Origin of the sequence: Carnobacterium pleistocenium FTR1, from assembly GCF_000744285.1 — a bacterium.
GTDB lineage: Bacteria > Bacillota > Bacilli > Lactobacillales > Carnobacteriaceae > Carnobacterium_B > Carnobacterium_B pleistocenium.
Genome location: NZ_JQLQ01000002.1, coordinates 1,727,035 through 1,739,865, shown reverse-complemented (window position 1 = coordinate 1,739,865; position 12,831 = coordinate 1,727,035). Strand labels below are relative to the sequence as shown.

Sequence of the window (12,831 nt, the reverse complement as noted above, 5' to 3'; positions counted from 1 at the left end):
ATTTTAAAGAGAAAAGAATAAGAAAGCTGGTGAAGATAATGAAGAAAAATTTTGCGATTATTGGATTAGGACGTTTTGGTAGCAGCATTTGTCAGACGCTTGTTGAAAGTGGACATGACGTATTAGCAATTGATATTAATGAAGACAGAGTGAATGAACACATGAATATTGCTACACACGCAGTAGTAGCAAACGCTCAAGATGAAAGTGTTTTGCGTTCATTAGGTATTCGGAATTTTGATCATGTCATCATAGCGATTGGTGAAGATATTCAAGCAAGTATTTTAACTACACTAATGATTAAAGAAATGGGTAATCCATATATAACAGCTAAAGCACAAAATGAATATCATGGAAAAGTACTAGAAAAAATAGGTGCTGACCACGTTGTTCATCCTGAAAGAGACATGGGAATCCGAATTGGACATCATTTAGTTTCAAGAAATGTTGTGGATTATTTAGAATTATCGGATAAGTACTCATTAGTTGAATTGAAAGTAACGAATCCAAAATTTTTTAATAAGACACTCTTTGAATTAGACTTTAGACAACGTTTTGGGTTGAATGTTATTGGCATTCGAAGAGGACGAGAGATGATCATTTCTCCTGCCGCTGATGCTGTCATTAAGGTAGATGATACATTGATGATCGTTGGTGGAATAAAAGAAATCGATTGGCTAGAAAATCAAATGCCATAAAAGAGTCAATTTCAACAGAGGTTTAAAATGTATCGCTAGATATTCCAATGTGTTAGAATTAATGAGAATCATAAGTTTCTATGAGAGGAGGATTCACAGAAAAGAAGTTTCTGTGAGACTTACTATGAAAATTAATATAGCTGAAAGTGCACAAGAGTGGTTCGAAAATGAAGTTGGTTTGGAAAAAGGTAATGGAGTGAGATTTTCGGGGAAAGTATATGGAAAGACAGAAGTTCATGAAGGGTTTTCAGTGGGAATGGAAGTTGCTCAACCCGCTGATATTTTAGCTGAAACAACTGTAAATGGTGTAATCTACTTCATTGATAAACATGATGAGTGGTTTTTTAGTGGGTATGATTTACAAGTTAGTTTTGACAAAGAACGCGATGAACCTATTTACCACTTTAATGAACAATAAAAAAAGACCATATGGACTCTTAAAAGAGTCTAAAATGGACCCTATGTCAAAGACATTTTAAAAAAGAGACCTTATGCAATACCTGATAAAAATTGTTCCCTGTAATGAACAGGGGGCAATTTTTTTAGGTTCCATTGCCCACGTTCATTATTATAATAGTCAATGTAATCACTCACAGTTGCTCGCAATTCTTCTAAGTTCGTACAATTTTTATAGTTCATTTCATCCTTCAAATGTCCGAAGAATGACTCTTGGGGAGCGTTATCCCAGCAGTTACCTCTTCTGGACATGGACTGACCTAAATGATTCTCTATCAACTTCTTATGAAATTTAGGGCTAGTGTAATGTACGCCTTGATCTGAATGGATAAAAGCATCTTTATGTAACGTTGCACCGTGGGCGCTCATTAAAACATCTACGGTGTTTAGCGAAATATCAAGTTTTAGATTATCAGATACATAATGAGCTAAAATTTCTTTCGTCGTACCATCTTTAATGGTTGATAAATAACCCAGGAAACCATCAGCTCCAGGTAGGTAAGTAATATCTGTTAATAGAACTTTGTGAGCCATCCCTTGATCAAATTGACGTTCCAGCTTGTTTTCAACAGCGCGATGTTCTTTGGTAGCTTTTGCCATTCTTTTATAGGGATTCGCTTTACGAATGGGGCAGAAAATATTAAATTTCCTCATCAAACGCTGTACCTTTTTACGATTGATTGTGATACCCAGAATATTCTTGAAATACATGACAATGCTTCGAGAGCCTTTCTCGTAACCACGATAACTATAAGCTTTTTCAATTTTGGTTCTCCAAGCCTGATCTTCCTCATCTCGTACATTCCTAGTGCCTGAACTCTTCAAATAATTGTAGTAACCGGAACGGGAAACCTCCAACACATCACATGCATCTACAATCGTTCCTGTGTAGGAACCATCTGTTTTCAATTTATGGATTTTTGCGAAGATTTCGCTAGTCTTTTCGTTTTTTTCTAGCCTCCTTTCGCTCCATTCTGATTTTTTTAACAATTCATTTTCTTGTTCTAACAATGAAATTTTGGATTGTAACTTTTCAATTTGTTGCTCAGGTGTTAGTTCTGTCTTTCGAACTCTGCCTGAATGGCCCTGGCGAGTGTCTTTCAACGCCAAAACGCCATTGTCCCGATATCTTTTTCGCCATTTCTTAGAGAATGCTTTCATCCTGCTTTCACCAAGCATTTCCAAATCAAATCCTGCTTCAAAAAATATTTGTTTAGTCGTTTTTGAGTCCAATGATTCTGAAACAAAATGGCGTTTGAATTCATCGGAATAAGTAATGCTTTTTTCAGATACATTTTTTACATAAGGGTTTGTCTTTAAAAATTGGATTTGTTTTGGTGTAAATGTTAATTTTGACATTTAGCAGCTCCTTTCTGCACGTAGTGCAGTTAATGTGGAATACGATTTTAATGGACTGAATAATCTTAAATCAACTATACTTATATTTTTCTATATAAGTATACAAAAATAGACCCTATAGAGGGCACTTTTTTTAGTGTCCATTCTATAGGGTCCATTTTAGTCTACATATGGTCTTTTTTGTTAGATTAAACAGGCATGATAACTGGTAAAATCATTGGGTGTCGTTCAGTACGTTCATACAAGAAAGGTTTTAAACTCTCAACAATAGTATTTTTTAATGATTGTTCAGTTACTTTATCATTTGCTAAACTTTTATTTAAACTTTTTGTCATGACTTGTTGTGCATCGTTGATTAGTTCTCCTGATTCACGCATATAAATAAAACCGCGAGAAAGAATATCAGGACCAGCCAGTACTTCTTTAGACTTGTAATCAATTGTTACGACGACAACGACTAGACCTTCTTGAGATAAAAGTTTACGGTCTCGTAAAACAACGTTACCAATATCACCAATACCTTTTCCATCAACATAAACATCTCCAGCTTCGAAGTGTCCAGCTTCTCTGGCAGAATCGGCTGTTAAAGCTACAACATCTCCGTTATCTAGGATGAACGAATTTTCTTTTGGAATTCCAACTAATTCAGCAAGTCCAGCATGGATTTTTTGCATTCTGTACTCACCATGAACGGGAACAAAATATTTAGGTTTCATTAAACGAAGCATCAATTTTTGTTCTTGTTGGCTACCATGTCCAGAGGTATGAACGTTATTTATTTTTCCGTGAATAACGTTTGCACCAGCTTCAGAAAGCAAATTAATAACACGATTTACGCTTGAAGTATTACCTGGAATAGGTGAACTAGAAAAAATTACTGTGTCACCAGGTTGGATAGAAATTTGACGATGGGTCCCATTAGCAATACGGCTCAAGGCTGCCATAGGCTCACCTTGTGATCCTGTACATAAAATAAGACTCTCTTTTGCGGGAAGGCGGTTGATTTCTCTTGATTCTACAAATGTTTCTTCAGGAGCAGTAATATAGCCTAATTGACGGCCTGTTGCAACAGATGATTCCATACTGCGACCAAAAACAGATATTTTTCGGTTTGTTTTCATTGCTGCCTCTGCAGCTTGTTGCAAACGAGAAATATTTGAAGCAAAAGTAGCGAATATAATGCGTCCTTCTACTTTTTGTATAATACTTGTAATTGATTCTCCAACTACTTGTTCAGATTTTGTAAAGGTAGGGATTTCAGCATTTGTACTATCTGATAGTAAAGCTAGTACACCTTCATCTCCTATTTTAGCCATTCTGTGTAAGTTAGCTGGCTTACCAACTGGAGTGAAATCGAACTTGAAATCTCCAGTTATGACAATATTACCAGGTGGAGTCTTGACAACAATACCAAAAGATTCGGGAATACTATGAGTTGTTCTGAAAAAACTTACACTCGTCTTACGAAATTTAATAACGTCATCTTCACCAATTTCATGTAATTCAGTATCACGCAATAAACCGTGTTCGGTTAACTTATTGCGAATCAAAGCAGAAGCAAGTGGTCCAGCATAGACCGGGATGTTGGCTTGTTTCAATAAGAAAGGAATTCCACCAATATGATCTTCATGGCCATGTGTGATTACTAAAGCTTTGACTTTATGAATATTTTGTACAATATAACTATAATCAGGAATGACATAATCGATTCCTAATAAATCGTCTTCAGGAAATTTAATACCAGCGTCAACGATGATTATTTCATCTTGAAATTGAACACCATAGGTATTTTTACCAATTTCCCCTAAACCCCCAATGGCAAAGACAGCAGCTTCATTATTTTTTATAGAAGGTTTCATTAGCTAAACTCCACTAGTTTGAAGTCTGCACTAGTTTTTTCATATTCAAGATGTTTTCCATCAATTGGTTGAACAAACTCAATATTGTAGGGGGTATTTTGTTCAACTAAATTACGCGCTTCAACTTCACTTTCTGCTTCTAAATAAAGAGATTTTGTATCTTCTCTTTTGGGATTTCTTAATTTTGTTTCTTGATAATTGATTTTAAAAATCATTTATTTCTCTCCTCTTTAAACGTTCTTTAGTTTGTAAAGAACGTTTATCTATTTTTTATAAACAATTGGTGAAGTGTTTTATACTACAAAAAAATCAGTCTATGAAGTTTCTTCATAGGTGATCAAAGAACCACGTCAGTTTAATTCCTTAACATGAATGTAAAGCCACTAGAAAAAATCTGATTCATTCTTCTATTCAGTTTAGTATTTTTCCCGAACTAGTGGTTGTGGTAAGTACACAACAGCTATCCTTATTTTAACATAATTCATTAATTAAGTATAGAAAGTTAGTTTTGACATAAAATGAGCGTGCTTTAATAAAATGATGGATGATTTTAAATGTGTCAGTGGTCATAATGTGCTCATAAGAATTGTGCAGAAAAGATAGTCAGATATGTAAATAGTCGTAAAACTTTGATTTATAAAAAAGTCTATACAAGTTACTGACTTAAAATTATAAAATATGTTATAGTATATTTTATGATTTTTGCTATAGTTATTGTATAAAATAAAGGTATAATTTAATTTCATACATAGATAAAAAGAAGTTCGAGTGGTATAAACTATTTTTAAAACAAGGAGATGCAAAAATGAATTTAATGTGGAGATACACCATGAAATATAAAAAATTAGTATTATTAAACTTTTTTTATGTTTTTGGTTTTATTTTAATCGAATTGGGGTTGCCAACTTTATTGGCCCAATTGATTAATGAAGGTTTAATCATTAATGATTTTGATGTAGTGACTTATTATGGAACATGGATGATCGTTATTTCTATTATCGGCTTGATTGGTTTAATTGGCTTGGCTTACACTGTAAGTAAAATCACTACAAGGCTCGTTCGTGATATTCGTAATGACATTTTTGGAAAAGTTCAATCATTTTCACATAAAGAATACAATGAATTTGGTGTTTCATCTTTAGTGACACGTACAACGAATGATGCCTTTCAAATTATGGTATTTATGCAAATGGTTCTTAGAATAGGAATGATGACACCGCTTATGTTCATCGCTAGCTTCATCATGATTATTCGAACAAGCCCATCGTTATCCTATGTCGTACTGATTGCTGTGCCTTTTTTGATTGGTATCGTATACTTTATTGGAAAGTATTCAGCACCACTGTCAAATAAGCAACAAATAAATTTAGATGAAATCAATTTAAACTTACGAGAAAATTTGACAGGCTTAAGAGTTATTCGTGCATTTGTGCAAGAAAAGTTTCAAGAGAGCCGATTTTATAAAGTAAATGACAGCTATATGAACGTTTCTAAAAAATTATTTAAATTAATGGCTTTGGCCATGCCTGCTTTTTCTATCATATTTAACATTATTCTTGTGGTAGTCATTTGGTTAGGAGCCGTAGAAATAGATAATGGGAATCTTCAAGTTGGGAGCTTGATTGCTTTTATTGAATACATCTTTCATGCACTCTTTTCCTTTATGATGTTTGCTAATATTTTTACGATGTACCCAAGAGCTGCTGTATCCGCTAGACGAATCGAAGAGATTTTAAATACTGAACCCTCAATAACAGAAAACGCGAATGGTATAACGGAAACAGAAACAAATGGTTATTTAACGTTTGAGAATGTCACATTTGCATATCCTGGAGACACAGAAGAACCGGTTATTGAAAATGTTAGCTTCACTGTCAAACCGGGAGAAACAGCTGCTTTTATTGGGAGCACAGGTAGTGGTAAATCAAGTTTGATCCAACTCATTCCCCGATTCTACGATGTTACGAAGGGACGGATTCTAGTAGATGGAGTGGACGTTAGGGAGTACAAATTAAGTGCGTTGCGTCAAAAAATTGGCTATATTCCTCAAAAGGCCTTGTTATTTACTGGAACGATCACTGATAACATGCTTTATGGAAAATGGGATGCTGATGACAAAGAAATTGAAGAAGCTTCTGATATTTCACAAGCGAAAGATTTTATTTTAAAAAAACCAAATCAATTCGATGAGTTTTTATCAGAAGGTGGAGGCAACATGTCTGGTGGTCAAAAACAACGACTGTCAATCGCGCGCGCAATCATAAAAAAACCAGATATTTATATATTTGATGATAGCTTTTCTGCATTGGATTATCAAACAGATTCAAAATTAAGAGCGCGGTTAAAATTAGAAACAAAAAAAGCAGCTGTTTTAATTGTCGCACAACGAGTCGGTACGATCATGCATGCAGATAACATTATCGTTTTAAATAAAGGTGTTGTAGTTGCACAAGGCACACATGATGAACTATTGAAAACTTCTGATGTCTATTATGACATTGCTTCATCACAACTGTCAAAGGAGGAATTGGCATGAGTCATATGAAAGATTCGTTACGTCGAATTTGGCAATATATCAAACCTTATAAAATTAGCTTTCTATCTGCTATTGCATTAACGGTCGTTTGTATGATAGTCAATGCTTTACAACCTTATATAATTGGACTGGCTGTGACCGAATTAGGAAAAAATGTGGCTGATATGCTAAACAATGTTCCAAATGCAGGCGTTAATTTTTCATATCTTCGAACTATCGTCGCTATTAGCTTAGCAATGGCAGGGATCTACCAAATCACATTGTATTTATCCTCATATATCATGACAAATGTGGTCCAAAATACCATGCGCGATTTGAGAAACAAAATTGAAGAAAAAATCAATCGTCTTCCTGTATCTTATTTTGATCGGAATCAGCAAGGAAATATTTTGAGTCGTGTAACAAATGATGTTGATTCAATCAGCAATGCAATGCAACAAAGTCTTATTCAAATGGCAAATTCGTTTATGGGAATTGTATTTGCTGTAACAATGATGTTTTATCTTTCTGTCCCGTTAGCTTTAGTTATTATCTTTACTATCCCGTTATCTTTTATGATTTCTAAGGCAATTATAAAAAAATCGCAACCATACTTTAAAGGGCAACAAGAATCTTTAGGAGCGATGAATGGCCATGTCCAAGAAAGTTTTAGTGGCTTCACTGAAATTAAACTGTATGGAAAAGAAAGAGACAAACTAGAAGAATTTAAAGAAATCAACGCAAATTTAACTGACCATGGTTTTAAAGCAGCGTTTATTTCAGGTACTATGAATCCTTTAGTGGGATTTGTATCTAATTTAGCTTATTTTGGTGTGGCAGTAGGTGGAGGATTCTTGGTCATTGCGGGAAGTTTATCTCTAGGGAATTTACAAGCTTTTACACAGTATATTTGGCAAGTCAATCAGCCCATTTCTCAAATTACACAACTTTCTGGGGTGATACAAAGCGCGGCGGCGGCAATTGATCGGGTATTTGAAATTTTGGATGAACCAGAAGAACTTCTAAATAAAACAGAGTACCCGTTGCCAGCTACTGTAGAAGGATATGTAACTTTTGAACAGGTGTCTTTTGGCTACGATAGAGAAAAACCGCTTATTACTGATTTAAATGTATCGGTAAAAAAAGGTCAGACGGTTGCCGTTGTTGGTCCAACAGGAGCAGGGAAAACCACATTGATCAATTTATTGATGCGCTTTTATGATGTGGATAAAGGAACAATCAAAATTGACGGAATCGATACGAAATCAATGTCCAGACAAGATGTTCGTTCTTTATTTGGAATGGTTTTGCAAGATGCTTGGGTCTACAGTGGGACGATTGCTGAAAATATTCGGTTTGGTAAGCTTGACGCTACAGATGAAGAAGTTATAGAAGCGGCAAAAACTGCGAACGTGGATCACTTTATTCGAACGTTGCCAGAGGGGTACAATATGAAGTTAAACAAAGAAGCTTCCAACGTATCTTTAGGGCAAAAACAACTGCTAACGATTGCGCGTGCCATTATTTCTGACCCGAAAATATTAATATTGGATGAAGCGACCAGTTCTGTAGATACACGGTTAGAAAGTTTGATCCAAAAAGCCATGAAAAAAGTCATGGAAGGCCGGACGAGTTTTGTCATTGCCCATCGCTTATCTACAATTCGAGATTCTGATCTGATTTTAGTGATGGATCAAGGTCAAATCATTGAACAAGGAACACATGAAGAGCTGCTTGAAAAAGGGGCATTTTATGAAAAACTCTATAATAGTCAATTTAGTGAAGAAGAGTAAAATAAAGCAATAAAGAAAATCATGAAGGTCTAGTAATACTGGAACTTCATGATTTTTATTTTTCAGTCTGGTAGTCTAAGGTATAAAAAGGTACAATTGCTTTAGAAGTATGAATAAGAAGGGGAGAACTTAAACATGCAAAAGAAAATGATTTTTTTTGATATCGATGGTACTTTAGTAAATAATCAAAAAATTATTCCAGATAGTACTAAATTAGCTATTAAAAAGCTTAAAGAAAATGGTCATGAAGTGGCAATTGCTACCGGAAGAAATTTATTTATGGCTCAAAATATAATTGATGAATTGGAAATCAGTCATTATGTTGTTTGTAATGGAGCAGCAGGATATTTACATAAGGAACAAGTTTACGAAAACCCGTTGGATCCGGCTCAACTAGAGAAGCTCATTAAAGTAGCAGATTCAAATAACCATCAAATCATCTATGAAACGCCAGTTAAGTTAAGAAGAAGAAATGAAGTAGCAGATGTTCGAATAACAACGGCAATGAAATCTGTCGGTTATGGTGTTCCTAAGTTTGATCGAGATTTCTATCAACACAATTCATTGGTTCAATGTTTGCTTTTTTATCGTGAAGATGAAAAGCAACTTTATGAAAGTAGTCAATTTTCAAAATTTCGTTTTGTGCGCTGGCATGATTCAGGGGTTGATGTTCTGCCTCATGATGGTTCCAAAGCTAATACTGTTTTAAGAGTCGCCTTAGAGAATGGCTATGGTGTAGCAGATACAATTGCATTCGGAGACGGTTTAAACGATTTAGAGATGATTGAAAAAGTAGGTACCGGAGTTGCTATGGGAAATGCTTTAGAAAGTGTAAAATTAAGAGCGGATAAAGTAACGAAAAGTTGCAATGAAGATGGAATTTATATTGCATTGAAAGAACTAAATTTGATATAATACTAGGAGTATAGCTCAGCTGTGAGAGCGTTTAACTGACAGCGTTCTACTCTGGGGTCTTGGTATAATGGGATTACGACTGGCTGGCAGCCAGTTAATACGGGTTCAATTCCCGTAGACTCCATACTGTGATTTATGATAAGTCGTTAAAACGTTGATACAACAGTATCTTTAAGACGTTTTAACGGCTATTTTTTTCATTTCACGACTAATTCCACGTCTATTGTTAGAAATTTACATAGTTTGCGAATTTTTCAGCGGTGTTTTCTTTAGCCTTTTTAGATACATGTGCGTAGATGTTCATGGTGGTATGAATATCTGAATGGCCTAGTCTGTCTTGTACTTCTTTAATTGTTGCACCAGCTTCAAATAATATCGAGCAATGGCTATGTCTAAGCCCATGAGTTGTGATTCTCTTTAGTTCGTATCTTTCTATAATACGATCCAGGTATTTTCCAACTTTAGGTGGCTGCATAATGGTATTTTTAGTACTAGGAAAAACTAATTGAGTAGGGTTTAATGTATTGAAGCCTAACTTCAAGTAATCTTCTTTTTGTATTTTTTTCCATGATTTAAGAATAGCCATTGTTTGAGCATCCATTGAGATAGTACGGACAGAAGTTTTTGTTTTAGGAGTTTGTATGATTAAAACGTTATTTAAGCCGAATGTGACAGTTTTATTTATTTTAATGTAGTTATCTGTAAAATTAATATCACGCCATTGCAGGGCTAAAATTTCGCCTTTACGTGCACCAGAGAATGCTAACGTTCTAAATAGTGCTAGTTGTACAGGGTCATCTTCTTTTTTTAAACAATTAAAGAATTGAGTTAGTTCTTCTTTATCGTAAAAGTTCAAAATTTTATCTTCTTGTACATTTACTTTCTTAGTTGGCATACTAATCTTTTTAACAGGGTTTTTCTCTAATATGCCAATTGTGATAGCATAATCGAATACCCGGGAAGCATAGTTGCTTATAGCTTTAAATTTTTGAACACTCTTATACCATTTGTTTACAGCTTCTTGACAGAATACTACCGTGATCTTATCCATATATAAGTGGCCATACAAAGGCAAAATATGGTAATTAAAGATTTCAATAGTTTTATTTAACGTGCTTTCTTTTACAGTATTCTTATATTGTTCTAGCCATAACTCGTATACTTCATTAAATTTATATCGTTTGTTCTTTTTATAGCCTTGCTCCTCAATCTCGATTTTCAAGCGAGATAGTGAGAGTTGGGCTTCTTTTTTTGTGATAAAACCTTGTCTAGTTACTCTAATACGTTTGCCCGTAGCTGAATCAGTACCAAGATAAGCTTGAAACATATAAGCAGCAGTACCATCTTTTTTAGTGTATTTTCTAATATTTGCCATTGTGTTGCTCCTCTTTTCTACCACGGGGAACGGGGGTAAGAGGGATTTGTCTGAATTTTTATTTTTCGAAAAATATTTTAAAGTCTTCACTATCTAAATAACTTATATTGCTATTAGTTCTGATTGTATTAACAGCATCATTGTAATCGCTAATATCATATATATTTTCATTAATTTTATCATGATCAAAAATAAATGTATTTTTAACACCATCTAAAAACAAGCTACCTACAGCCCAATATAATTCTATAGTACTTGCATCGTAGTCATGTTGCTTTGTAGTAAAGAAAGATATAGCGATTTGTAAAGTTAATTCAAAAAGTTCTTTTCTACTTGCATTTTGAATAATCTGTTTAAAGTCTTTTTGTTCCATTGGCTCTAATGAATTTTTTATTTCGAATCCTTTAACTTTGTTGTTTAAAATACTTAATTCGTGATTATCCATAATCTCAAGAGCAACTTTCAAATGATTCTCACTATCTGAATGGCCGATACCAAATGAAACAAACGCAGACTTTTCAGAGAATGTAGTAATTCTTTTAATTTCAAAAATTCCAAATTCTCGATTTTTAGAAATCCACATCTTAATTAATTTCATACCAGTTTTGTTAGGAGAATAAATTAATAAATCGGATAGATCTACATCTAAGTATCCACACAGCTTATCTAAAGTATCAAATCTGACTGACTTTACATCATCGGGATTTTTTACTATAGGGGTTAATGTACTTCTAGCAATGCCGGTATCTTTACTAATATCACTAATACTAAGGTTTTTTTCTTTCATAATGGAATCTAAATTTAATTTTATCATGTAAAATACCATCCTTTTAGATCTGCATTTTAAATACAAATATAGTGTAGCATAAACCGTTTATTAATAACAACAATATTGTTGTTGTGTTATTGTAGCACATGTAGTAAACTAAGTTTATAAATATGTAGCGTACAACGTTATAATATTTTGTTTTAAAACGCTACTAAAATTATGTTGTGAAAAGAGGTGAGTATTTATGGTTAAAGCGAATACAGAAATTCGAAAAGCAATTGTAATTAATGGATTAAGGTATTGGGAAGTTGCCAAAGAAGTCGGTATAGCGCCTACAACACTAACAGTATGGTTAAGAGAGCCTATGGAAGAAAAAAAGCGTGTACGTGTGCTTAATGCTATTCGTAAAGCTACTGAACAAAAGAAATAACACGTTTTTTTAAAAGGAGGTTTAAATATGGCAAATCTGCAAATACCGGTACCAGATACATTTCAAGACGAATTCAAAGCAATGCTAACTATTGCAGCAAGAGAAGCTATTGCTGCAGCTAAACAGCAAGAAGCTTGTTACGGCAAAGAGTGGCTGAAACAAAAAGAAGCGTGTGAGTGGCTTAATATATCATACGGGACAATCCAATTATGGAAATCTAAAGGGTTAAAGATTGCAACAGTTGAAGGAATCACGTTAATTTCTAAAACTGAAATCAATCGATTCTTGAAAGAAAATCAAATATAAAAAAAGCCGTTGGGGAACGAGAAGAAAAAAATTAGGAGGAAAATAAAATGAATTTTGAACAAGAAACTGAAAAAAGATACACAAGAATTGATGAATTGGTACTTGAATTAAGCAACTTATTTAACTCTTACAATACAGAATCAGTATTTTCAGAAGAACCAAAACAGATGAGTGATAAAGAAAAAGCTAAAAAAATGGTAGTTCTAACTCAGGAAATTTATGTAATAGAAATAGAGTTAGCAATTTTGAGTGAAGTAGTTGAGGAGAGTGAAACCTTATGAGTGCAGTTATAACAATGTCTTTAATTGTGGGATGGTTTCAAAACTGGTTACAAATTGCTTATGGAAGTTTTAGAG

Annotated in this window: 13 protein-coding genes and 1 tRNA gene; 9 read left to right on the top strand and 5 right to left on the bottom strand. The window is 33.9% G+C overall.

Annotated elements, in window-relative coordinates; all coding sequences use genetic code 11:
• Positions 1 to 38 precede the first annotated feature (38 nt).
• Both BP17_RS08550 and BP17_RS08545 read left to right on the top strand, forming a co-directional pair.
• Positions 39 to 698 carry a potassium channel family protein gene (locus BP17_RS08550; RefSeq protein WP_035053472.1) on the top strand — a complete coding sequence of 220 codons (660 nt, stop codon included), beginning with the start codon at positions 39 to 41 and terminating at the stop codon, positions 696 to 698.
• A gap of 124 nt (positions 699 to 822) precedes the next feature.
• Positions 823 to 1,116, top strand: a complete 294-nt coding sequence (locus BP17_RS08545) for a HesB/YadR/YfhF family protein (protein WP_035053470.1) — start codon at positions 823 to 825, stop codon at positions 1,114 to 1,116.
• Positions 1,117 to 1,187: 71 nt separating this feature from the next.
• Here BP17_RS08545 and BP17_RS08540 read toward each other — a convergent pair whose 3' ends face one another.
• From BP17_RS08540 to BP17_RS08530, 3 genes are all read right to left on the bottom strand, one after another.
• Positions 1,188 to 2,513 carry an IS3 family transposase gene (locus tag BP17_RS08540; RefSeq protein WP_035053467.1) on the bottom strand — a complete coding sequence of 442 codons (1,326 nt, stop codon included), beginning with the start codon at positions 2,511 to 2,513 and terminating at the stop codon, positions 1,188 to 1,190.
• Positions 2,514 to 2,701: 188 nt separating this feature from the next.
• Positions 2,702 to 4,372, bottom strand: a complete 1,671-nt coding sequence (rnjA, locus tag BP17_RS08535) for a ribonuclease J1 (RefSeq protein WP_035053465.1) — start codon at positions 4,370 to 4,372, stop codon at positions 2,702 to 2,704.
• The gene (locus BP17_RS08530; protein WP_035053462.1) at positions 4,372 to 4,587 is read right to left on the bottom strand and encodes a DNA-directed RNA polymerase subunit epsilon; all 216 of its coding nucleotides are present in this window, start codon (positions 4,585 to 4,587) and stop codon (positions 4,372 to 4,374) included. Before BP17_RS08530 ends, rnjA begins: the two co-directional genes overlap by 1 nt.
• A gap of 590 nt (positions 4,588 to 5,177) precedes the next feature.
• Here BP17_RS08530 and BP17_RS08525 point away from each other — a divergent pair.
• From BP17_RS08525 to BP17_RS08510, 4 genes are all read left to right on the top strand, one after another.
• The gene (locus BP17_RS08525; protein WP_035053459.1) at positions 5,178 to 6,908 is read left to right on the top strand and encodes an ABC transporter ATP-binding protein; all 1,731 of its coding nucleotides are present in this window, start codon (positions 5,178 to 5,180) and stop codon (positions 6,906 to 6,908) included.
• Positions 6,905 to 8,680 (top strand): ABC transporter ATP-binding protein, encoded by a 1,776-nt coding sequence (locus BP17_RS08520; protein WP_035053457.1) that lies wholly within the window; start codon positions 6,905 to 6,907, stop codon positions 8,678 to 8,680. Before BP17_RS08525 ends, BP17_RS08520 begins: the two co-directional genes overlap by 4 nt.
• 135 nt (positions 8,681 to 8,815) lie before the next feature.
• Positions 8,816 to 9,595: a Cof-type HAD-IIB family hydrolase gene (locus tag BP17_RS08515; RefSeq protein WP_035053454.1), complete on the top strand. Its 780-nt coding sequence runs from the start codon at positions 8,816 to 8,818 to the stop codon at positions 9,593 to 9,595.
• A gap of 53 nt (positions 9,596 to 9,648) precedes the next feature.
• A tRNA-Ala gene (locus tag BP17_RS08510) sits at positions 9,649 to 9,719 on the top strand.
• A gap of 102 nt (positions 9,720 to 9,821) precedes the next feature.
• Here BP17_RS08510 and BP17_RS08505 read toward each other — a convergent pair.
• Both BP17_RS08505 and BP17_RS13285 read right to left on the bottom strand, forming a co-directional pair.
• Positions 9,822 to 10,970, bottom strand: coding sequence for a tyrosine-type recombinase/integrase (locus BP17_RS08505; RefSeq protein WP_035053451.1), 1,149 nt, complete (start codon positions 10,968 to 10,970; stop codon positions 9,822 to 9,824).
• 58 nt (positions 10,971 to 11,028) lie between these two features.
• Positions 11,029 to 11,784 carry a helix-turn-helix domain-containing protein gene (locus BP17_RS13285; protein WP_084676326.1) on the bottom strand — a complete coding sequence of 252 codons (756 nt, stop codon included), beginning with the start codon at positions 11,782 to 11,784 and terminating at the stop codon, positions 11,029 to 11,031.
• Positions 11,785 to 11,983: 199 nt separating this feature from the next.
• Here BP17_RS13285 and BP17_RS08495 point away from each other — a divergent pair, with 199 nt between their 5' ends.
• Genes BP17_RS08495 through BP17_RS08485 form a run of 3 tightly spaced genes read left to right on the top strand, consistent with a single transcriptional unit; the run spans position 11,984 to position 12,756 of the window.
• On the top strand, positions 11,984 to 12,169 hold the full coding sequence (locus BP17_RS08495) for a hypothetical protein (protein ID WP_035053449.1): 186 nt from the start codon (positions 11,984 to 11,986) through the stop codon (positions 12,167 to 12,169).
• Positions 12,170 to 12,196: 27 nt separating this feature from the next.
• Positions 12,197 to 12,475 carry a helix-turn-helix domain-containing protein gene (locus BP17_RS08490; RefSeq protein ID WP_035053446.1) on the top strand — a complete coding sequence of 93 codons (279 nt, stop codon included), beginning with the start codon at positions 12,197 to 12,199 and terminating at the stop codon, positions 12,473 to 12,475.
• A gap of 47 nt (positions 12,476 to 12,522) precedes the next feature.
• A complete protein-coding gene (locus BP17_RS08485; RefSeq protein ID WP_035053443.1) occupies positions 12,523 to 12,756 on the top strand; it encodes a hypothetical protein in 234 nt (77 codons plus the stop codon).
• The last annotated feature ends 75 nt before the right edge of the window (positions 12,757 to 12,831 follow it).